Below are 19,655 nucleotides of genomic sequence, written 5' to 3'. Positions count from 1 at the left end.
GCGTGCTCATTTGGCTCTCCTCCTGGCGCCCCGGCGGTTCTGGGAGGGCCTGCGCGGGGTGTCACCCGCGGCCAGGGCCGCCTGGCGCTGCTTGGCTCCGAACTCGGCCACGGCGGCGGCCAGGGCGGAGGCTGACGGTTTGTCGGCCATGACGTCGACCCGGAGCCCGAACTCCTCGGCCGTCTTGGCCGTCTGCGGCCCGATGACCGCGATGACGGTGACGTTGTGCGGCTTGCCCGCGATGCCCACCAGGTTGCGCACGGTGGAGGAGGAGGTGAAGAGCACGGCGTCGAAGCCGCCGCCCTTGATGGCCTCACGGATCGGCGCGGGCGGCGGGGCGGCCCGTACGGTGCGGTAGGCGGTGACGTCGTCGCACTCCCAGCCCAGCTCGGTGAGCCCGGCGACGAGCGTGTCGGTGGAGATGTCGGCCCGCGGCAGCAGCACCCGGTTGATCGGGTCGAGCATCGAGTCGTAGGGCGGCCACTCGGCCACCAGGCCCTCGGACGACTGCTCGCCGGAGGGCAGCAGGTCCGGCTTGACGCCGAACTCGACCAGGGCCCGCGCGGTGGCGTCGCCCACGGCGGCCACCTTGAGCCCGGCGAAGGCGCGGGCGTCGAGGCCGTACTCCTCGAACTTCTCGCGTACCGCCTTGACCGCGTTCGCGCTGGTGAAGGCCACCCACTCGTAGCGGCCGGTGACCAGGCCCTTGATCGCTCGGTCCATCTGCTGCGGCGTGCGGGGCGGCTCGACCGAGATGGTCGGCACCTCCTCGGGCACCGCGCCGTAGGAGACGAGCTGCTCGGACAGGCTGCGCGACTGCTCCTTGGTACGCGGCACCAGCACCCGCCACCCGAACAGCGGCTTGGTCTCGAACCACGACAACTTGTCGCGCTGCCCCACGGCCTCACCGACCACGATCAGCGCGGGCTCGGTGAACCCGGCGTGCTTGAGGTCGGCGTGCAGCCGGCCGAGCGAGGACACGACGGTGTACTGCTCGGTGGTGGTGCCGCCGCTGCTGACCGCGACGGGCGTGGTGTCGGGCTTGCCGCCGGAGATCAGCGCCTTGCCGATGGCCACGGCGTCGCCGATGCCGTTGTAGACGACCAGCGTGCCGCGGCAGGCGGCGTGGGCGGCCCAGTCCTGCTCCTGGGCTGCGTCGACGACCCGGAACTCGGGCACGCCGGTGGCCGGCGGGATGCCCGCGTAGGTGAGCACCGCGGTCGCGGGCGGCACGCCGGGCACGATCTCGAAGTCCACCTCCGCCGCGGCGCAGGCCGCGACCTCCTCGGTGATCGAGGAGAACAGCATCGGGTCGCCCTCGCACAGGCGGACCACGAGCTGTCCCCGTGCGGCGCTCTTGACGGCGTTCGCGAAGCCGGAGGTCTCGGTGACCTCGACGCCTTCACGGCAGTGGCGCAGCAGCGGGGATTGCGTTTCGGCGTCGAGCACCACGGCGTCGGCCTTGGCGAGCAGCTCGGCGGCACGGAGCGTGAGCAGGTTGGGATCGCCGGGACCCGCGCCCACGAACGCGACGAAACCGGAGGTTGGACTATCGGAGCTCAATGAGAATGCTCCCCCATCAATCTGTCGGCCCCTTCGGCGATCATCTCTGCCGCCAGGAGGCGGCCCAGATTCGCTGCCTCCGAAGGAGAGCCGGCGGCGGACTTGCGGACCGCTTCGCGGCCGTCGACGGAGACGACCACAGCGGTCAGGTTCAGAGTGTGCCCGTCATCGACCGCGAACGCACCCACCGGAGCGGAGCAGCCGGCCTCCAGCGCGTTCAGCACGGAGCGCTCGGCGATCACCGCGGAGCGCGTGGCGGGGTCGTCGAGCACGCCGAGGAATTCGACCAGGTCGGCCCGGTCGGCGCGGCACTCCACGGCCAGCGCGCCCTGGCCGGGCGCCGGCAGCAGCTCCTCGACCTCGAAGATCTGGGCGATGTCGGCGCTGCGGCCGATCCTGGTCAGCCCGGCCGCGGCCAGCACGACCGCGTCGAGCTCGCCGGAGTTGACCTTGCCGATGCGCGTGTCGGCGTTGCCGCGGATGGCGACGTACTCCAGGTCGGGGCGCAGCGCGCTCAGCATCGCGACACGCCGCGGCGAGCCGGTGCCGACCCTGGCGCCGGGGCGCAGGTCGGCGAACTTGTGCAGGCCGACCAGCGCGTCGCGGTGGTCGTGCCGGGCCGGGATGGCGGCCAGCGTGAAGCGCGGGTCCTGCTTGGTCGGCAGGTCCTTCAGCGAGTGGACGGCGAAGTCGACCTCGTCCTCGGCGAGCTTGTCGCGCAGCGCGTTGACGAACACGCCGGTGCCGCCGAGCTGCGCCAGGTGCGCCTTGGTCACGTCGCCGAACGTCGTGACGCCGACGAGCTCGACCGCCCGCCCGGTGCGCTGGACGTAGGCGTCGGCCACCATCTGGGACTGCGTGGTCGCCATGAGGCTGCGGCGGGTCCCCAGTCGCAGGGCTCCGGGCCGGGACATCACAGCTCCACCTCTCTCACGGCTTCTGGCACCTTCGGGTCCAGGTCGAACAGCTCACGCAGAGCTTCCGCATAATGATCGCCCCCTGGGCAGGTGGCGAGCTGCTTGACACGCACAGTCGGCTCGTGAAGCAGTTTGTCGACGACGCGCTGGACGGTCATGGCGACCTCGTCCCGCGCCCGCTCGTCGAGATCGGGTACGCGCATGAGCAGCCGCCCGAGCTCCGACTCGACCACGGTGGCCGCCTTGCTGCGCAGCGCCACCACGGTCGGGGTGACCTTGGCGGCCCGCTCAGCGTCGAGGTAGGCGCGCAGCTCCCCGGCGACGAGGGCGCGCACGGCCTGTACGGCGTCGCCCTCGCGCGAGCCGATGCCGGACTCCTGGATCGTCTCCAGGTCCACCAGCGTGACGCCGGGCACGGCGCGCACCGCCGGGTCGATGTCGTGCGTCAGCGCCAGGTCCAGCAGGAACGCCGGCCGGCTCAGCATGCCGGGGGTGATGACGTGGCGGCCCGCCCCGGTGCAGGTGATGACGATGTCGGCGCCGGCCAGTTCGTCGGCCACGGCGGCGAACTCGACCGCCCGCCCGCCGACGGACTCGGCCAGCCGGGCGCCCCGCTCGTACGTACGGTTGGCCACGACGATGTCGGTGACCCCGGCGCGCGCCAGCGTGACGGCGGCCAGCGAGCTCATCGAGCCCGCGCCGACCACCAGGGCGCGCCGCCCGGCCAGGTCGCCCGCCAGGGCGAGCCCCGCGGAGACGAGGGAGGCGCCGTGCTGGTCGATGCCGGTCTCGTGGTGGGCCCGCTTGCCGACCCGCAGCGCCTGCTGCACGAGTTCGTTGAGCGTGGCGCCGACGGTGCCCTGGCGCTGGGCCAGCTTGAGCGCCTGGCGTACCTGGCCGAGGATCTGGCCCTCGCCGACGACCATGGAGTCGAGCCCGCCCACCACGGAGAACAGGTGCTCGACCGCGCGCTCCTCGTAGTGCACGTAGAAGTGCGGCGTCAGCTCGCTGACCGGGACACCGGAGTGCAGGGCCAGCAGGTCGCTGATGGCGGTGACGGCGGCGTGGAAGCGGTCGACCGTGACGTAGACCTCGACCCGGTTGCAGGTCGAGACCACCATGGCCTCCGCGACGCAGGCATCCTGCTGAACGTCGTGCAGGAGTTTGACGAGCGCGTCACCCGTCACCGAGACGCGCTCCAGCATGGCCACCGGCGCCGTCCGGTGGCTGAGTCCGATAGCCAGAACACTCACTGACTGTCCACCGCCATGAGTGGCCCCCCAGCCTTGCGTTGCTCGTGGAACGCGAGAATCTGCAATTCAATTGATAGGTCGACTTTACGGACATCGACGCCGTCCGGCACGGAAAGCACGACAGGGGCGAAGTTCAGGATGCTGGTGACCCCGACGGCGATCACACGTTCACACACTTCCTGCGCCGCTGCCGCCGGTGTCGCCAGAACCACGATCGAGACCCCGCGCCGTTTGATCACGGCTTCCAGCTCGTCGATGTGCTCCACATTCAACCCCGCTATGGTGTCGCCCACCACTTCGGGGTCGGCGTCCACGAGCGCCGCGACCCGGAACCCCCTGGAGACGAATCCGCCGTAGTTGGCCAGCGCGCGGCCGAGGTTTCCGACTCCGACGATCGCGACCGCCCAGTCCTGCGTCAGGCCGAGTTCACGGGAGATCTGGTAGACGAGGTACTCGACCTCATAGCCTACGCCCCGAGTGCCGTACGAGCCGAGATGTGACAGATCCTTGCGCAGCTTGGCCGAGTTGACCCCGGCGGCCGCGGCCAGATCCTCCGAACTGACGGTCGCGACGCCCCGCTCCGCCATCCCGTGAAGCGCCCGCAGGTACAACGGAAGCCTGGCGACCGTCGCCTCGGGAATGCCGCGGTCACGGGGCTGGGACGGGCTCTTCACGTGCCGGTGCTCCAGGGAACGGGCGGCCTGACGGCCGCGTGATCGGAATCGAACCGTCTTTCAGGTTAATCCCTTTGTGAACCGATGCACAAAGTCAGCGGGGTACGGTTGCGATATGCATCGCATCACGTTGCTCAGCAAACCCGGCTGTCACTTGTGTGACGACGCGCGCGAGGTCATCACCAAGGTCGCGGGCGAGCTCGGCGTGCCGTGGGAGGAGGTCAGCATCGAATCCTCCGCCGAGTTGCAGGAGAAATACTGGGAGATGATCCCGGTGACGCTGATCGACGGCGTGCAGCACGACTTCTGGCGCGTGGACGAGACCCGGCTGCGGACGGCGCTGTCCGAGTAACCGGGGCCAAGCTGTCCGGGCTCAGAAGACGGCGCTGGGCAGCGGCACCACCTTCGCGGCGCTGACGCTCAGCTCGATGACGTTGGTGGCCAGCACCATCGCCTGCCGGTCGTTGACGAACCTCTCCACGTGCGGCTGCCGCTGGTGGTCGCGGTAGGCGACCTCGTCGCGGTAGAGCTCGTACACGATGCGCTGCAACGGCGCGGACTTCACCGCGTGGCAGGCGTAGACGAGCGTGTCGGGCTCGCCGCGGCGCACGGCCTCGACGGTCGCCTCGGCCAGGCGGTCGAAGGCGTCCCCCGCGCCGTCCACGATCGTGAAGACGGTGAGCAGGCCGTAGATGTTCGGCGAGGGTTTGCTGGAGCCGGACTGCTGCGGCGCGGGCGCGAACAGGTCGGCGCCAGGGTAGACCGCGCCGGTGCCCGGCATGGCCTGGTCGGGCCGCGGGGACGGGACCCCGTTCATGATGTAGCCGGTCGAGGGGCCCGAGTCGGGCGGCGGGGTCATGCGGGCGCCGTAGTCGCCGGTGTCGCCCGCCCGGTACTCGGCGACCAGGTCGCCGAGCCCCGGCGACCTGCGCGGCGGCGCGGGCGGCGGCTCGGCGGCGGGCACCGGCTCCGGCATGCCCCTGTGCCCGCCCCTGGGCGCCTCGTCGCGGAACATCGGGCGCTCCTCGGGCGACATCTGGCGCTCGTCGAGGGCCATGGGCCGCCCCTCGCGATGCCGGGCGGGCTCCTCGCGGCGCTGAGAGCGCTCCTCCCGGCGCGAGGGCCCCTCGTCGCGGTCGGGACCGAAGTCGTCGTCTTCGTCGTCCTCGTACGGCGCCAGCGGCCGCAGCACGGTGTACCAGACCGCCGCCGCGGCCACGGCGAGCAGTGCCGTGGCGAACAACGCCGGCACCGAGAACCTCATCGCGCCCACGAGCGCCAGCCCCGACGGGACGATGACCACGGTCGCGTGCAGGTTGTCGGTGTCGTACTCGTCCCCGTTGCGCCACTTGACCCCCGCCACCACCAGCATCGCCAGCATGACGAGCAGGTCCACCACGTGCACGCCGACCAGCAGGTAGCTTGGGAAGAGGTTCCAGTGGTTGGCGGCGGCGGGCAGGGTCTTGCCCATCTCCTCGGTCTTCAGCGGGTCCCAGAGCATGATGACCACGGACACGAAGGTGAGCGCGATGCCGAGCAACCACGCCAGGAACCTGGGCGGCGCCTTCTCGGACAGTAGTTGCACCAGTCCGACGGCCAGCCAGAGCGGCGCCAGCAACGATCCGGTGACCTGGAAGATGCGGAACGTGACGCCGCCGAAGCCCATGAGGTAGCCGAGGCCGATCACACCGAGTGACAGGCACAGGGCGACGACTGCAACGGTCCAGGCGACCAACCACCCCTCAGGCTCGTCGCGCAATCGTTGAATCAGGGCACCGGCCGCGATGGCGGCCAGGATCGCACCGGCGAAAGCTATGACAGCAACGAGGATCTCCATGGTGACTCCAATGCTGCCGGACGATGCCTCCCAGCCGGTAGCCGAAGAGGGAACGGGTCGGTCCACCACGGTATCTGCCGATTACGCCTAGTCATGCATGCATGCCGTGGATTGTGGTTTTTCTGGTTGATTTCTAGAGTGTTCGAGCACGCCGCACCCCTTACCCGTAGGGATACCGGATGCCTGACTCGTCGCCGTTCGCCGGGCTGCTCGCTCCAGCGGTCGCTGGTGCTGCCCGGACGGGCGAGCTCGCCGTGCGCGAAGACGTGCCCGACGACCTCCGTACGCTGGTGCTGCACGCCAAGAACGGATGCACGCAGTCGTTTGGCACGCTCTATGACCGCTACGTGGACCTCGTCTATCGCTACATCTACTTCCGGGTGGGCTCCCACCCCCTGGCCGAGGACCTCACCAGCGAGACCTTCCTGCGCGCGCTGCGCAGGATCGGCGACTTCACCTGGCAGGGCCGTGACTTCGGCGCCTGGCTCGTGACCATCGCGAGAAACCTGGTCACCGACCACTTCAAGTCGGGGCGCTACCGGTTAGAGATCCCGACCGGCGAAGTGATGGACGTCCCGTTAGACGGCTCCCACATTCCCGAGAACGCGGTGGTCACGGCCATCATCAACGACCGGGTGCTGCGGGCCGTACGAGATCTCAATCCCGAACAACAGGAATGCGTCGTCCTGCGCTTCCTGCACGGCCTCTCGCTCGCGGAAACCGCGTTGATCATGGGGAAGAAGAGTGGAGCGATCAAAGCGCTGCAGTTCCGTGCCGTACGGGCGCTGGCCAGGGCCCTCAAGCACGACCTGGCGTAACCTCCACCATCCGCCCCTCGTTAAGCAGGTGTCATGGCCGCGTCGGTCGGGGAGCTGGCATGAGTAGGGGGCGCAGACGGCGGGAACGCGTGCTGGAGCAGCTCACCGAGCTGCGCGAGCTGCCGCTCGGCGGCCCGGGGCAGGACTTCAGGGACCGGCTGCGCGCCGACCTGCTGGCCGGGACGGTCGCCACCAGGACCCTGGAGCGCGCGCCGGCCGAAGCGGCTGCCACCGAGACCCCGGAGCGCGCACCTGCCAGGCCCGCCGGCCGCCGGCGCCGCCCGCGACGCCGCCGCCCGCTGTTGTCCCAGCTCGCCGCCGTGGGGCTGGTCGCGGCGATGATGATCTCCTCCTTCGCGACCTACCGCGCGGTGCCGGGGGACTCGCTCTACCCGCTCAAGCGCGCCGCCGAGACCACGCTCGTCCGCCTCAGCTCCACCGACGCCGAACGCGCCGCACGCGAGCTCGACTCCGCCAAGACCCGCGCCAGGGAGGTCGCCCGTCTGCTCGGCTCCGCCGCGGAAGGCCCGCTGGTCAAGAAGACGCTCAAGGACATGGAGGAGTCGACGCGGGCGGGCATCAGCAGGCTCGAACGGGCCGAGCCGCGCTCACCGAAGATCAAGAAATTCGCACGGGATCAGGAGGAGGCCGTCAAGCCGATGCTCCCGGCGCTCGACCAGGAACAACTCGCCCAGGCGGAGGGCTATCTCGACTACATCGAAGGTCTGGCCGCCCCTGAGTAGGAAAGTAAGCTGAAGCGCATGTGGCGGCTAATGCGACGACGAGACGAAGTGCGGCCCGAGGTCGCCGGCGAGGTCGCGGCACAGGCGGCGGTCACCGTCCCGCCGGTCGAGCCTGACCTGCCTGCCGCGGCCTTCTTCGACGTGGACAACACGATGATGCGCGGCGCCTCCATCTACCACTTCGCCAGAGGGCTGGCCACCCGTGGCCTGTTCACGACGTCCGACCTGTGGAAGTTCGCCGTCGGCCAGGCGGTGTTCCGGCTGCGCGGCAACGAGAACCCCGAGCACATCGCGGTGGCCAGGGAGACGGCGCTGGCGTTCGTGGCCGGGGCCAAGGTCGACGACGTCGTACGGCTCGGCGAGGAGATCTACGACGAGGTCATGGCCGACCGCATCTGGGGCGGCACCCGGTCACTGGCCCAGAGCCACCTCGACGCCGGCCAGCGCGTCTGGCTGGTCACCGCCACCCCGGTCGAGCTGGCCAGGGTGATCGCGCAGCGGCTCGGGCTGACCGGCGCGCTCGGCACGGTCGCCGAGTCCAGCAACGGCGTCTACACCGGCCGGCTGGTCGGCGACCTGCTGCACGGGCCCGCCAAGGCCGAGGCGGTGCGCGCGCTGGCCCGCAGGGAAGGGCTCGACCTGACGCGGTGCACGGCCTACAGCGACTCGGCCAACGACCTGCCGATGTTGTCGCTGGTGGGGCGGGCCGTGGCGATCAACCCGGACAGCGAGCTGCGCGAGTACGCCAGGAAGCACGACTGGCCGATCAAGGACTTCCGCACCGGGCGCAAGGCCACGATGACGGCCCTGCCCATCGCGGCCGGGGTCGGGGCCGTGGCGGGCGGCGTGGCGGCGGGCATCGCCCTGCGCCGCCTCTACCGCGGCCGCCCCTGAACCCCGCGCCTCCTACCGCGTCCGCCCCTGACCCCACGCCTCCACCGCGTCCGCCCCTGACCCCTGCCCCTCGCCTTCTACCGCGGCCGGCCCTGACCCCGTGCCTCTACCGCGGCCGCCCCCGACCTCCTACTTCAGCGACTCGAACAGCTTGCGTGCCTCCGGCTGCTTCCACCGGAGCCGCTGCTCGGCCGGCTCGGCGGGGACCGAGACGGTGTTCATCCTGGTCCGCGCGAGCTGCTCGCCCAGCGCGAACATCTCCTCCACGTCGAGATCGGTCTTCACCCCCTTGCGCATCTCGGCGACAAAGGCCTTGAGCCTGGGCGGATCGGCGACCGACCGCTGCACCTTCTTCAGCATCGCCACCACGACCACCTGCTGCCGCTTGATCCGCGCGAGGTCGGAACCGTCGCCGACGTAGCGCAGCCGCACGTAGCCGAGGGCCTTCTCGCCGTTCAGCGTGACCTGGCCGGCGGGCAGCTTCAGCTTCGACATGCGGTCGTCCACCGGCTCGGCCACCTTGATCGTCACGCCGCCGATCGCGTCCACCATGTTCTTGAAGCCAGTGAAGTCCACCTCGACCGTGTGGTGCAGGCGCAGCCCCGTCAGCTTCTCCAGCGTGGACCTGAGGCAGGTGGCACCGCCCTTGGCGTACGCCGAATTGATCAAGTCGGTCCTGGCCGGCTCGGAGCCGCAGGCGGGGATCCGCACCATCGAGTCGCGCGGGACGCTGACCGCGGTGGACCTGCTCCGGTCCGCCGGCAGGTGGATGATCATGATGGTGTCGGACCGCTGGCCCACGTTCTCCCTGGCCTGCATGGGGCCGTACTGCGCGTTGCCCTCGCCCTCGCGGGTGTCGGAGCCGATCACCAGCACGTTCCTGGTGCCGCTCATGTCCACCAGGTCCGCCTCGGTGGCCGGCGTGGCGCTGTGCCGGTCGGCGATGAGCACCGTGGGCACCGCGACCGCGGTGGCCGTGGCGACGGCCACGAGCCCGGCCGTCCACCATCCCGGCCACCTGCGGCGGGGGCGGGCCCGCAGGAAACGGTCCCGCTGGCGGACGAGTGTCACCGGTGGCTGGTGCTCCAGCTCGTCTCCCAGGTCACGGAGCAGCTTGAGGTCGTCCATCGTCACTCCTCCTCCATGGGGTTGGCGTCGCCGAGCGCGGCACGGACCTTCCGCCTGCCCCTGTTGAGGCGGGAGCGCACGGTGCCAACGGGGATGCCGAGGGCCCTGGCGGCCTCCTCGTACGTGAGATCTCCCCAGGCGATCAGCAGCAGGACGTCGCGGTCCTTGGCGGGCAGCGCGGCCAGGGCGCCGGCCAGCTCCGTACGCGCGGCCTGGGCGGTCACGCCGGCGGCCACGCGGTCGGCGGGCGACTCCACCTCGGAGTCGACAGGGGCGCGCAGCAGGGCCCGGTAGCGGGCGGCCTCGGTGCGGTGGTGGCGGGAGACGAGCTTGGTGAGAATGCCGAAGAGCCACGGCCTGGCGTCGGGATAGGCCAGGTCGTAGCTCTTCCTGCGGGAGAAGGCGACCAGGAACGTCTCACCGACCAGGTCCTCGGCGGGCTCGGGGCCGAGGCGTTTGGAGACGTACCTGTAGAGCATGGCGGAGTAGCGGTCGAAGAGCTCGGCGAAGGCCTCGGGGTCGCTCCACGAGGCCCGTACGAGATCCGCGTCCACACCCCTGACGGCGGGTTGTGTGATCATCTCCGCCCTTCTTATGGGGGAACGGTCAACGATGTATCACCACAACCCGCCTATTGGGTTCAGATCTCCTTCAGCTGGCCCCCGTCCACGACGAGCTCGGCGCCGGTGGTGCTGGCCGAGCGGGGCGAGGCGAGCAGGACGATCGCGTCCGCGACCTCCTGCGGGTACACCAGCCGCCCGGTGGACAGGCCCATCATGGTGGGCGCCACCTCGGCGATCACGCTGTCCTTGTCCGCGCCGACCATGCCGCCGAAGACGTCGGCCGCGCCGCCGTCCTTGGTCCACCAGTCCGTCAGGGTCGCCCCGGGCGTGACGGTGTTGACCCTGATGCCCTGCGGGGCGTACTCGGCGGACAACGACTTGCTCAACGCGAGCACGGACGCCTTGGCGGCGGCGTAGTCCACGTTCACGTTGCCGGCCTGGCGGGCCATGGAGGAGGACAGGTTGACGATCGAGCCGCCGCCCCGCTCCAGCATGACGGGCACGGCCGCGCGGATCATGCGGACGGTCGCGAACACGTTGAACTCGAACATCGCCGCCCAGTCCGCGTCGCCGGGCGCCATGAAGCCGGCGCGCGGCAGGACGGTACCGGGGGGAGGCCCACCGGCGTTGTTGACCAGGATGTCCACCCCGCCGAACTCCTGCACGGCGCGCGCCACGACCCGCTCGGCCGCCGTGGGGTCCATCAGGTCGACGGCCACGTGCACGACCTTGTCGGGCAGCTCGTCCGTACGGGTGCGCGAGGCCACCACGACGTGGGCGCCCTCCTCGGCCAGCGTACGGGCGGCGGCCAGGCCGATGCCCTTGCTCCCGCCGGTGACGATGGCGACGCGACCGGAAAGCTGCAGATCCATGGGTTTCCCTTCGGTGTTCCGTAATTCCGTTCGCAGAACACCGGCGGGTCGCGGGCGGTTGCACCCGTTCTCAGAGAAGAGGCGGGAAGGCGTGTCCCCGCCGCAGCCGCAGCTCGTTGAGCAGTTGCTGGATGACCTCGCGCACGTGGTCGGTGATGTTGAAGACGAGCATGGGGTCGTCGGCGTCCGTGGGCGCGTACTCGTCGGTGCGGATCGGCTCGCCGAACTCGATCATCCACTTCGACGGCAGCGGCACCAGGCCGAGCGGCCCGAGCAGCGGGAAGAACGGGGTGATCGGCAGATAGGGCAGCCCCAGCGTCCTGGCCAGGAACTTCAGGTCGCCGATCTTGGGATAGATCTCCTCAGCCCCCACGATCGCGGTGGGCACGATCGGCACCCCGGCGCGGATGGCCGAGGCCACGAAGCCGCCGCGGCCGAAGCGCTGCAGCTTGTACCGCTCGGAGAACGGCTTGCCGACGCCCTTGAAGCCCTCGGGGAACACCCCGACCAGCTCGCCCTTGCGCAGCAGCCGGTCGGCGTCCTCACGGCAGGCCAGGGTGTGGCCGGTCTTGCGGGCCAGATGGCTGAGCAGCGGAAGCTGGTAGACCAGGTCGGCGCCGAGCAGCCGCAGCGGCCTGCGGGCCTCGTCGTGCAGCGCCACCTGCAACATCAGCGCGTCCAGCGGCAGCGTGCCCGAGTGGTTGGCGACGACCAGCGCGCCGCTGTCCTCAGGGATGTTCTTGAGCTCGACCGTCTCCACCCTGAACCAGTGGTTGTAGAGCGGTCTCATCAGTTCGAGCACGACCTTGTCGGTCAGCTCGGCGTCGTAGCCGAACTCGTCGACCTCGTAGTCGCCCGTCATGCGCCTGCGCAGGAAGGCCAGCAGTTTCGCCATGGGTTCCGGGTCCGGGACCTTCTCGGACTCCTCGAAGGACGGCGCCGCGCTGATCGGGATCACGCGGCCCTCCTCCTCGTGGGGAACGCTCACGCGCGGCCACCTCCGACCGGGTGCAGGTGGCGGGAACGCAGAAAGTCGTCGAAGGCCGCCCCGGTGGTGAACTTGGGCTTCCAGCCCAGCTCGGCCTCCAGCCTGGAGCTGTCCACGGCGCGGCCGTGGCTCATCAGCCTGACCTGCTCCGGCGAGTATTCGACCAGCCCGAAGCGGCGCACGGCTCCGCCGAGCACCTTGAACGCGGGCGAGAACAGCGGCAACGACGGCCGTCCCGCCCTCCTCGCGCACTGTGAGAGCAGCAACACGCCCGCCCCGGCCACGTTGTACGTGCCGGGGTGATCCTCGGTCGCCATCCGGCGCAGCACCTCGACCGCGTCGTCCTCATGGACGAACTGCAGCCGCGGATCGAAGCCGAACACGCTCGGCAACACCGGCTGGGTGAAGTAACGCGTCAGCGGCGAGTCGACGCCGGGACCCATGAAGTTGGCGAAGCGCAGCAGCGACACCGTCACGTCGGGACGGCGCCGCGCGAAGCCACGCACGTAGCCCTCGACCTCGGCCGCGTCTTTGGCATATCCGTGGATGGGGCCCTCGTGCGGCTCCAGATCCTCGGTGAACACCGCGGGATCGCGGGGCGACGAGCCGTAGACGGCGGTGGTGGAGCGCACCACCACACGTCGCACGGTCGCCGACCGCTGGCAGGCACCGAGCAACTGCATGGTGCCTATCACGTTGTGCTCCTTCATGGCCGCCCTGCCACCGCTCCTCGGCGGAGCGCTGACGAGGCTCATGTGCACAACGGTGTCGATATCCGCCGCCGCGATCACCTGGGCGATGTCGGGGCTGCGCAGATCGACCCGGACGAACTCCGTCCGGCCGAGAGAGATGCCGCCTTCTCGCGTCAACGAGGGGGGCGGCACGGTGTCCACTCCTATGACACGGCTGATGTCCGGGTCAGCCGCGAGAACGCTCGCCACCCGGGCGCCTATGTGGCGCGAGACCCCGGTGACAAGCACGGTGTGGGTCATCAGCGCCTCGCAGCTGCGTCGGTTACTTCTTGTTACGCCGCTGGATGCGCGTCTTCTTGAGCAGCTTGCGGTGCTTCTTCTTAGCCATCCGCTTGCGGCGCTTCTTGATAACAGAGCCCACGGGACCCCCATGCGATAGCAAGTTTGAAACGATGTGCGAGCGCACACCGGGTCACAGACTACCGGCGATCCGTGGTAGATCGCCCCCTGGGGGGTGAGAGCCCGGCCGCAGCAGCGGCGGCCGGGCCTCTCCCGAGACTGCACTCACGACACGATCTGGCGTGTCGCTACGTCAACCTGCCTCGATGTAGGCCTCCCGAAGATAATCGTGTACCGCCTGCTCAGGCACCCTGAACGAGCGGCCGACTCGGATGGCCGGCAGCTCGCCGGAGTGGACGAGCCGGTACACCGTCATCTTGGACACCCTCATGACCGTCGCCACTTCAGCCACAGTCAGGAACTTCACCTCACTGAGAGGTCTTTCGCCTGCACCCATCGGACGCCTCTTCCGCACGTGTTTCCGGGTTATCCCCACTGGTGCCATTGCTCACGCACGTGTACTGCCGTCAGCGTAAGTCGGGACTCCGAGTGCGCAAACCCCCTAGTTTCTCAGTCAACCGAGCCGTCTGTCAGCCGAACACGCAAAAAGCCAGGCCAACAGCCGGTCCGAGCACCTCACCTGGACGCTGGAACTGTCCAAGTTGCCACACATTAGAGTCTCCGACGCCCCATCAAAAGTTGGCAAAGTGACAGCGAGCCGCTTGGAATGCAGGCGCGAAAAGACGGTATGCGGATGACCGAATTAGACTGGAAGGGCTCGTGTGACTGCTGTGACCAGTCTCTCGGTCAACGGAGCGTAGTAGCGGGGTAGCACATTGTCGTCAAGTGGCACAACAACTTCAATCTTCCCCTCAGCCTCACCGACGAACAGTCCCGGGTCGTTGCAATCGGCGAAGGCCACCGTCGGGACACCGGCCTCGCCGGCCGCTCCCGCCCAGCCGTGGTCGGCGACCACGAGGTCGGGCAGATCGCCGTTCAGCTCGTGCAACATGCGCTGCATCGGGGCGGCGTCGTGGGTGTGCACCAGCGCGCCCCGGTCGTCGAGCATGGCCACGTCCTGGAGGTAGCGGATCCTGCGCGGCCGGCCGAAGCCCGAGTTCGCGTAGGTCCAGCCCTCGGCGGGCGACAACAACTGCGCGCCCTTCGCCGCGCAGAAGGCGGCCAGCGGCAGGTGGACGGCCAGCAGGCCGGTGGGATGGCCGGTGGCGAACAGCACGCGCGGCCGGGGCCGCGACAACACCGCGGCGATGCGCTCGCCCATCGCGTCGATCGCGTCAATCGTCAGGTCGGGGTCGATGGTGTCCTGGCCCCAGCGGTGGCCGGGGTCGGAGACCACGCCCGCGGACTTGGCCATCAGCGCCAGGATGTCGCGGTAGGGCCACGGCTGCTCGAAGGTCAGGCCCAGCGCGTAGTACGGGTCGCCGTTGGCCAGCGAGCTGTAGTGGTCCAGGTTGTTCTCGCGGGAGGTCGCGACATCGCCGGCTATCCGGCAGCGGATCAGGTGCTCACGGAATTCGTCGCGGCTCAGCACTGCATCTTCCTCGTCAGGGCATTGGATCGAGGCCGTGCAGGGGGAACACCGCGTTTCGGGTCGCCATGACCGCACGGTCAATGGGGTCCGCTGGATCATAACCACCGGACAGGTCACGAAATTCCGGATTTCGGCCGTCCGTCATGGTCAGCGGGGGTGTCTCGCCCGTACGCTCCCTGGCCAGCCGCCGCCATTCCGGGCCCGTCGGCGTGGCCGGATCGATGGGATGCCCGGCCACCTCGGCGATCAGGTGCGTCCAGGCCCGCGGCACCACCTGCACCAGCTCGTAACCGCCCCCGCCCACCGCGATCCACCGGCCGCCCGCCGTCTCGTGGGCCAGGCGGTGCAGGGCGGCGTACGCGGCCCGCTGGCCGTCCACGCTGAGCATCAAATTGGCCAGGGGGTCGAGCGCGTGGCTGTCGCAACCGTGCTGGGTCACCAGGATCTCCGGCCCGAACTCCCGCAGCAGCGGCGGCACGACCGCGTCGAAGGCCCGCAACCAGCCGGCGTCGCCGCAGCCCGCCGGGAGCGCGACGTTGACGGCCGTGCCCTCGGCGCCGGTCTCCTCGGGAAAGCCCGTGCCGGGGAACAACGTGCGCGGGCTCTCGTGCAGGCTGATCGTCAGAACTCTGGGGTCGTCGTAGAACGCCGTCTGCACGCCGTCGCCGTGGTGCACGTCCACGTCCACGTACGCGATGCGGCCCACCCCCCGCTCCAGCAGCCAGGCGATGGCCAGCGCGGGGTCGTTGTAGACGCAGAACCCGCTGGCCATGGACGGCATCGCGTGGTGCAGCCCGCCCGCGACGTTGATCGCGTGCTCGGCCGAGCCCTCCCACACCGCGCGGGCGGCGGCGATCGAGGCTCCGGCGATCAGCGCGGAGGCCTCGTGCACGCCCGCGAACGCGGGGTTGTCGGTGGTGCCGAGCCCGGCGGTGAAGTCGGGCCGGCCCGTGGCGGACACCCGCTTGACGGCCTCGATGTAACCGCGGTCGTGCACCAGGGACAACTCTTCGTCGCTCGCCGGGGCGCAGCCGGCCATCTCGACCTTGTCCAGCACGCCCAGCTCACGCGCGAGCGCCATGGTCAGCTCCACCCGCACGGGCGCGAGTGGATGGCTCGGGCCGAAGTTGTAGGAGGTGAGAGCGTCGTCCCAGATCACCCGTGCCGACCGGCTCATGCCAACTCCTCCACGCGCCTGCTCGCCTTGCGCCGACGTTACCGCAGCGCCGACCCCTCCTTGTAGCCCAGGTGCAGCGCAGGAAACATCGCAGCAATATCGACATTTCCTGATTTAGGGTTGCAGCGTGCGCGTGGCGCGGATCTTCCAGAGGGTGGTGCGGTTCTTCCGGCGTCCCGAGGTCTTCGACCGGACGCTGGTGATCGTCCTCGCCTTCCCGCCGTTCATCGCCCTGCCCCTCGCGGTCTGGGCGGGCCAGACCGTGGTGATCGCTGAGCTGGGCACCCTGCACCATCTGGCCACCGTGGGGTTCCTGCTCATGCGCCGCCGCCGGCCGATCCTGACGGCCGCGCTGGTCTGCGCCGTGGACGCGGCGTTCATGGTGTCGCAAGGCGTGATGTTCTCCAACATCTCCACCGGTATCGCCTTGTACAGCCTGGGCCGCTACACCGCCGGCCGCATGGCCGCCATCTCCGCGGCGGCGCTGTACCCCGTCTACGCCGTCGCCATGGAGCTGGGCTCTCCGTCGGGGGGCGGCTGGGTCGCGGCCCTGTTCGCGGTAGGCGCCGCCATCGGTCTCGGGCAGTTCGAAAGGCTCAGGTCCGAGCTCAAGGAACGCGGCCGGCGCGAGGCCGCCGACGCCGCCGTACGAGCGGAGCGGCGGCGCATCGCCAGGGAGCTGCACGACGTGGTCGCGCACCACATCACCGTGATCAACGCGCTGGTCGGCGGCGCGCGCGCCACGCTCCCGCCCGAGCAGGAGGCCGGCAGGAGCGCCCTGGAGAGCGCCGAGCTGACCGCCCGCCAGGCGATGTCGGAGATGCGCCACCTGCTCGACGTGCTGCGGGCCGATGGCAACGAAGGCCCCGACGCGGCGACGGGGGTGGGCGCGGACCGGCTGCCCGCGCTGATCGACGAGGCCAGGTCGGCGGGGCTGCCGGCCAGCCTGACCGTGACGGGACAACCCGCCGAACTGCCCGCCGCCGTGGACCACGCGGTCTACCGCATCGTGCAGGAGTCGCTGACCAACACGCGCAAGCACGCGGTCAGCGCCAAGGCGAGCGTGCGCCTGGCCTACGCGCCGGCGGCCATCGAGGTCGAGGTGCTCGACGACGGCGTGGCCGCCGGCGCGGGCTCCGCGCCGGGTTTCGGACTCGGCGGCATGGCCGAGAGAGTAGCTCTGTGCGGTGGCCAGCTGTCCACCGGTCCACGTCCCGAGGGAGGATTCCGCGTGCACGCCCGCATCCCGCTGGAGAACGTATGACCGAGACCATCAAGGTGTTACTGGCCGACGACCACGAGCTGGTGCGCAAGGGCTTCAAGCTCATGCTCGACGCACAGCCCGACCTCGGCGTGGTCGGCGAGGCGGCGGACGGCGAGCAGGCGGTGGAGCTGAGCAGGCGGCTGCGGCCGGACGTGGTGCTGATGGACCTGCACATGCCCGGCATGGACGGGGTACGCGCGACCGAGCTGATCACGGGCGAGCTGCCCGGCGTGCGGGTGCTCGCGCTGAGCACGTTCGACCTGGACGAGAACGTGATCGCGGCGCTGCGCGCGGGCGCCGACGGCTTCCTGCCCAAGGACATCTCCCCCGAGGAGCTCGTCGAGGGTGTACGCGTGGTGCACCGCGGCGAGTCGGCCGTCGCCCCCCGCCTGCTGACCAGGCTCATCGGCTCCTTCGTACGCGCCACGCCCCCGCGCTCCGCCCCCGCCGAGCTGACCGGGCTCACCGACCGCGAACGGGAGATCCTGGTGCTGATCGCCCGCGGCCGGTCGAACGCGGAGATAGCCGCCGAGCTGTCGGTCTCCCCCTCGACCGTCAAGAACCACGTGACGAGCCTGTTCGCCAAGATCGGCGTCAGGGACCGGGCGCAGGCTGTGATCGTGGCCTACGAGGCCGCCTTGATCCACCCAGGAGAGTAGGACCACGGTCCTACCGCGCCGCCGCGCAAACGGTTCCCGGGCAGGAAGAAACCCGGCGCGCGCGACGGCACGCTTGGATCATGACCGCGATTCGGGCAAGGAACCTGAGCAAGCGCTACGGCGGCACCACCGCCGTGGCGGACCTGTCGTTCGACGTCGAGCCGGGCCAGGTGACCGGTTTCCTCGGCCCGAACGGCGCGGGCAAGTCCACCACCATGCGCATGATCCTCGGTCTCGACCACCCCTCGGGCGGTTCGGTGGTCGTGGACGGCCGGCCGTACGCGGAGCTGAAGCACCCGCTGCGCAAGGTGGGCGCGCTGCTGGACGCCAAGGCCGTGCACGGCGGGCGCAACGCGCGCAACCACCTGATGGCCATCGCGCAGAGCAACGGCATCCCCGCGAGCAGGGTGAGCGAGGTGCTGGAGATCGTGGGCCTGCGCGAGGTGGCCAAGCGGCGGGTCGGCGGCTTCTCGCTGGGCATGGCGCAACGGCTCGGCATCGCCGCCGCACTGCTCGGCGACCCGGAGATCCTGCTGTTCGACGAGCCCGTCAACGGCCTCGACCCCGACGGCATTCTGTGGATCCGCACGTTCATGCGCAAGCTGGCGGCGGAGGGGCGGGCGGTGTTCGTCTCCAGCCACCTGATGAGCGAGATGGCGCAGACCGCCGACCACCTGATCGTGATCGGCAGGGGGCGGCTCATCGCCGACACCAGCGTGGAGGAGTTCATCGGGCGCAGCTCCCAGGGCTACGTACGCGTGCGCTCCCCCCGGCTGGCCGAGGTCGCCGACCTGGTCAAGGTGGCCGAACTGCACTCCGACCACCTGCGGGTGACCGCGATGAGCACCCTGGAGATCGGCACCCTGACGGCGCGGGCCGGCATCCCGCTGGAGGAGCTGACGTTCGTGCAGCCCTCGCTCGAAGCGGCCTACATGGAGCTGACCAAAGACAGCCTGGAGTTCTCCGCATGATCGACATTTTCCGGTCCGAATGGACCAAGATCCGCTCGGTGCGTTCGACGGTGTGGACGCTGGCCGTCACCGCCGTACTGATGGTGGGCCTTTCCGGGCTGCTCGCCGCCGCCGTCAAGTCCAACGCCGACGGTCCCATCCGCATCGACCAGGCACTCGCGGTGAGCCTGGCCGGCGTCATGCTGGCCCAGCTCTCCATGGCCACGCTGGGTGTGCTGGTGATCTCCAGCGAGTACCGCACCGGCGGCATCCGCACCTCCCTGATGGCCGTGCCCAAGCGAATGCGCCTGCTGACCGGCAAGCTCGTCGTGTTCACCGCGACCTCGCTGGTCGTCTGCGCGATCGCCTCGGCCGTCGCGATCGGCGTCGGCCTGCTCATCACGCAGCCTCCGGCGATCACGCTGACCGACGCCCTGCGGGCCGTGCTCGGCGCCACCCTCTACCTGACCGCCTGCGGCGTCTTCGGCCTGGGCCTGGGCACACTCATCCGGCACACGCCCGGCGCGGTCGTGTCGGCCATCGCACTCATGCTGGTGCTGCCCCAGGTGGCCAACCAGTTGCCGGGCCAATGGGGCCAGACCGTGGCCGAGTACTTCACCACCAACGCCGGCATGCTGCTGGTCAGCCTGTCGCCGCAGCGCGGCTCGCTGGGGCCGTGGAGCGGGTTCGGCGTCTACCTGATCTGGATCGCCGTCGCCACGATCATGGGAGCAATACTTCTGCGCCGCCGCGACGCCTGACACCGCGCGGT

General features: G+C 70.0%; 22 protein-coding genes. 8 read left to right on the top strand and 14 right to left on the bottom strand.

The features are described 5' to 3' along the window. Positions 1 to 6 precede the first annotated feature (6 nt). Genes AB0I81_RS11460 through AB0I81_RS11445 form a run of 4 tightly spaced genes read right to left on the bottom strand, consistent with a single transcriptional unit; the run spans position 7 to position 4,407 of the window. Positions 7 to 1,563, bottom strand: coding sequence for a bifunctional uroporphyrinogen-III C-methyltransferase/uroporphyrinogen-III synthase (locus AB0I81_RS11460; protein WP_360653815.1), 1,557 nt, complete (start codon positions 1,561 to 1,563; stop codon positions 7 to 9). Further along, on the bottom strand, positions 1,560 to 2,477 hold the full coding sequence (hemC, locus tag AB0I81_RS11455) for a hydroxymethylbilane synthase (protein ID WP_360653813.1): 918 nt from the start codon (positions 2,475 to 2,477) through the stop codon (positions 1,560 to 1,562). The genes AB0I81_RS11460 and hemC overlap by 4 nt, the downstream gene beginning before the upstream one ends. Further along, entirely contained in the window at positions 2,477 to 3,733 is a 1,257-nt protein-coding gene (locus tag AB0I81_RS11450) for a glutamyl-tRNA reductase (RefSeq protein ID WP_360653809.1), read from the bottom strand. The genes hemC and AB0I81_RS11450 overlap by 1 nt, the downstream gene beginning before the upstream one ends. Next, complete coding sequence (locus AB0I81_RS11445) at positions 3,730 to 4,407, bottom strand: redox-sensing transcriptional repressor Rex (protein ID WP_360653807.1); 678 nt, start codon at positions 4,405 to 4,407, stop codon at positions 3,730 to 3,732. The genes AB0I81_RS11450 and AB0I81_RS11445 overlap by 4 nt, the downstream gene beginning before the upstream one ends. A 115-nt stretch (positions 4,408 to 4,522) precedes the next feature. Here AB0I81_RS11445 and AB0I81_RS11440 point away from each other — a divergent pair, with 115 nt between their 5' ends. Further along, entirely contained in the window at positions 4,523 to 4,759 is a 237-nt protein-coding gene (locus tag AB0I81_RS11440; RefSeq protein WP_360653804.1) for a glutaredoxin family protein, read from the top strand. A 21-nt stretch (positions 4,760 to 4,780) separates the two neighbouring features. Here the strand turns inward: AB0I81_RS11440 and AB0I81_RS11435 are convergent, their stop codons facing one another. Then, positions 4,781 to 6,244, bottom strand: coding sequence for an antibiotic biosynthesis monooxygenase (locus AB0I81_RS11435; protein WP_360653801.1), 1,464 nt, complete (start codon positions 6,242 to 6,244; stop codon positions 4,781 to 4,783). Positions 6,245 to 6,423: 179 nt separating this feature from the next. Between AB0I81_RS11435 and AB0I81_RS11430 the strand changes: the two genes are divergently transcribed. Genes AB0I81_RS11430 through AB0I81_RS11420 form a run of 3 tightly spaced genes read left to right on the top strand, consistent with a single transcriptional unit; the run spans position 6,424 to position 8,699 of the window. Next, entirely contained in the window at positions 6,424 to 7,062 is a 639-nt protein-coding gene (locus tag AB0I81_RS11430; RefSeq protein WP_360653798.1) for a sigma-70 family RNA polymerase sigma factor, read from the top strand. Positions 7,063 to 7,121: 59 nt separating this feature from the next. Then, complete coding sequence (locus AB0I81_RS11425; protein WP_360653795.1) at positions 7,122 to 7,805, top strand: DUF5667 domain-containing protein; 684 nt, start codon at positions 7,122 to 7,124, stop codon at positions 7,803 to 7,805. Positions 7,806 to 7,835: 30 nt separating this feature from the next. Continuing rightward, the gene (locus AB0I81_RS11420; RefSeq protein WP_360653792.1) at positions 7,836 to 8,699 is read left to right on the top strand and encodes an HAD-IB family hydrolase; all 864 of its coding nucleotides are present in this window, start codon (positions 7,836 to 7,838) and stop codon (positions 8,697 to 8,699) included. A 129-nt stretch (positions 8,700 to 8,828) separates the two neighbouring features. Here AB0I81_RS11420 and AB0I81_RS11415 read toward each other — a convergent pair whose 3' ends face one another. The 9 genes from AB0I81_RS11415 to AB0I81_RS11375 form a co-directional block, all read right to left on the bottom strand. Continuing rightward, positions 8,829 to 9,827 (bottom strand): LCP family protein, encoded by a 999-nt coding sequence (locus tag AB0I81_RS11415; RefSeq protein ID WP_360653789.1) that lies wholly within the window; start codon positions 9,825 to 9,827, stop codon positions 8,829 to 8,831. Between the two features lie 2 nt (positions 9,828 to 9,829). After that, positions 9,830 to 10,408 carry an RNA polymerase sigma factor gene (locus AB0I81_RS11410; RefSeq protein ID WP_360653786.1) on the bottom strand — a complete coding sequence of 193 codons (579 nt, stop codon included), beginning with the start codon at positions 10,406 to 10,408 and terminating at the stop codon, positions 9,830 to 9,832. A 59-nt stretch (positions 10,409 to 10,467) separates the two neighbouring features. Beyond that, positions 10,468 to 11,262 carry an SDR family NAD(P)-dependent oxidoreductase gene (locus AB0I81_RS11405; RefSeq protein ID WP_360653783.1) on the bottom strand — a complete coding sequence of 265 codons (795 nt, stop codon included), beginning with the start codon at positions 11,260 to 11,262 and terminating at the stop codon, positions 10,468 to 10,470. Between the two features lie 70 nt (positions 11,263 to 11,332). After that, on the bottom strand, positions 11,333 to 12,217 hold the full coding sequence (locus AB0I81_RS11400; protein ID WP_360653933.1) for a lysophospholipid acyltransferase family protein: 885 nt from the start codon (positions 12,215 to 12,217) through the stop codon (positions 11,333 to 11,335). 29 nt (positions 12,218 to 12,246) lie between these two features. Then, positions 12,247 to 13,242, bottom strand: a complete 996-nt coding sequence (locus AB0I81_RS11395) for an NAD-dependent epimerase/dehydratase family protein (protein WP_360653780.1) — start codon at positions 13,240 to 13,242, stop codon at positions 12,247 to 12,249. Positions 13,243 to 13,264: 22 nt separating this feature from the next. Beyond that, positions 13,265 to 13,363 carry an AURKAIP1/COX24 domain-containing protein gene (locus tag AB0I81_RS11390; protein ID WP_018654693.1) on the bottom strand — a complete coding sequence of 33 codons (99 nt, stop codon included), beginning with the start codon at positions 13,361 to 13,363 and terminating at the stop codon, positions 13,265 to 13,267. Positions 13,364 to 13,534: 171 nt separating this feature from the next. Further along, positions 13,535 to 13,738, bottom strand: coding sequence for a helix-turn-helix domain-containing protein (locus tag AB0I81_RS11385; RefSeq protein ID WP_026214222.1), 204 nt, complete (start codon positions 13,736 to 13,738; stop codon positions 13,535 to 13,537). A gap of 306 nt (positions 13,739 to 14,044) precedes the next feature. Continuing rightward, positions 14,045 to 14,833 carry a phosphatase gene (locus tag AB0I81_RS11380; RefSeq protein WP_360653774.1) on the bottom strand — a complete coding sequence of 263 codons (789 nt, stop codon included), beginning with the start codon at positions 14,831 to 14,833 and terminating at the stop codon, positions 14,045 to 14,047. Positions 14,834 to 14,846: 13 nt separating this feature from the next. Next, on the bottom strand, positions 14,847 to 16,010 hold the full coding sequence (locus tag AB0I81_RS11375; protein WP_360653771.1) for an acetoin utilization protein AcuC: 1,164 nt from the start codon (positions 16,008 to 16,010) through the stop codon (positions 14,847 to 14,849). Between the two features lie 127 nt (positions 16,011 to 16,137). Between AB0I81_RS11375 and AB0I81_RS11370 the strand changes: the two genes are divergently transcribed. The 4 genes from AB0I81_RS11370 to AB0I81_RS11355 all read left to right on the top strand — a co-directional run bounded on the left by AB0I81_RS11370 (position 16,138) and on the right by AB0I81_RS11355 (position 19,644). Then, on the top strand, positions 16,138 to 17,274 hold the full coding sequence (locus AB0I81_RS11370) for a histidine kinase (RefSeq protein WP_360653768.1): 1,137 nt from the start codon (positions 16,138 to 16,140) through the stop codon (positions 17,272 to 17,274). Beyond that, positions 17,271 to 17,933 (top strand): response regulator transcription factor, encoded by a 663-nt coding sequence (locus AB0I81_RS11365; RefSeq protein WP_360653765.1) that lies wholly within the window; start codon positions 17,271 to 17,273, stop codon positions 17,931 to 17,933. Before AB0I81_RS11370 ends, AB0I81_RS11365 begins: the two co-directional genes overlap by 4 nt. A gap of 80 nt (positions 17,934 to 18,013) precedes the next feature. Beyond that, positions 18,014 to 18,904, top strand: coding sequence for an ABC transporter ATP-binding protein (locus AB0I81_RS11360; RefSeq protein ID WP_360653762.1), 891 nt, complete (start codon positions 18,014 to 18,016; stop codon positions 18,902 to 18,904). Continuing rightward, on the top strand, positions 18,901 to 19,644 hold the full coding sequence (locus AB0I81_RS11355; RefSeq protein ID WP_360653759.1) for an ABC transporter permease subunit: 744 nt from the start codon (positions 18,901 to 18,903) through the stop codon (positions 19,642 to 19,644). The genes AB0I81_RS11360 and AB0I81_RS11355 overlap by 4 nt, the downstream gene beginning before the upstream one ends. The last annotated feature ends 11 nt before the right edge of the window (positions 19,645 to 19,655 follow it).

The sequence above is a fragment of the Nonomuraea sp. NPDC050404 genome, assembly GCF_040655495.1.
GTDB lineage: Bacteria > Actinomycetota > Actinomycetes > Streptosporangiales > Streptosporangiaceae > Nonomuraea.
This window is presented reverse-complemented; position numbering and strand designations above follow the sequence as displayed.

What these genes read in the sequence shown, in the direction of transcription:
- AB0I81_RS11440 (WP_360653804.1), top strand. Translation starts at nt 4,523, where the DNA reads ATGCATCGCATCACGTTGCTCAGCAAACCCGGCTGTCACTTGTGTGAC.
- AB0I81_RS11365 (WP_360653765.1), top strand. Translation starts at nt 17,271, where the DNA reads ATGACCGAGACCATCAAGGTGTTACTGGCCGACGACCACGAGCTGGTG.
- AB0I81_RS11355 (WP_360653759.1), top strand. Translation starts at nt 18,901, where the DNA reads ATGATCGACATTTTCCGGTCCGAATGGACCAAGATCCGCTCGGTGCGT.
- AB0I81_RS11430 (WP_360653798.1), top strand. Translation starts at nt 6,424, where the DNA reads ATGCCTGACTCGTCGCCGTTCGCCGGGCTGCTCGCTCCAGCGGTCGCT.
- AB0I81_RS11360 (WP_360653762.1), top strand. Translation starts at nt 18,014, where the DNA reads ATGACCGCGATTCGGGCAAGGAACCTGAGCAAGCGCTACGGCGGCACC.
- AB0I81_RS11405 (WP_360653783.1), bottom strand. Translation starts at nt 11,262, where the DNA reads ATGGATCTGCAGCTTTCCGGTCGCGTCGCCATCGTCACCGGCGGGAGC.
- AB0I81_RS11420 (WP_360653792.1), top strand. Translation starts at nt 7,836, where the DNA reads ATGCGACGACGAGACGAAGTGCGGCCCGAGGTCGCCGGCGAGGTCGCG.
- AB0I81_RS11415 (WP_360653789.1), bottom strand. Translation starts at nt 9,827, where the DNA reads ATGGACGACCTCAAGCTGCTCCGTGACCTGGGAGACGAGCTGGAGCAC.
- AB0I81_RS11385 (WP_026214222.1), bottom strand. Translation starts at nt 13,738, where the DNA reads ATGGGTGCAGGCGAAAGACCTCTCAGTGAGGTGAAGTTCCTGACTGTG.
- AB0I81_RS11375 (WP_360653771.1), bottom strand. Translation starts at nt 16,010, where the DNA reads ATGAGCCGGTCGGCACGGGTGATCTGGGACGACGCTCTCACCTCCTAC.
- AB0I81_RS11395 (WP_360653780.1), bottom strand. Translation starts at nt 13,242, where the DNA reads ATGACCCACACCGTGCTTGTCACCGGGGTCTCGCGCCACATAGGCGCC.
- hemC (WP_360653813.1), bottom strand. Translation starts at nt 2,477, where the DNA reads ATGTCCCGGCCCGGAGCCCTGCGACTGGGGACCCGCCGCAGCCTCATG.
- AB0I81_RS11425 (WP_360653795.1), top strand. Translation starts at nt 7,122, where the DNA reads ATGAGTAGGGGGCGCAGACGGCGGGAACGCGTGCTGGAGCAGCTCACC.
- AB0I81_RS11410 (WP_360653786.1), bottom strand. Translation starts at nt 10,408, where the DNA reads ATGATCACACAACCCGCCGTCAGGGGTGTGGACGCGGATCTCGTACGG.
- AB0I81_RS11435 (WP_360653801.1), bottom strand. Translation starts at nt 6,244, where the DNA reads ATGGAGATCCTCGTTGCTGTCATAGCTTTCGCCGGTGCGATCCTGGCC.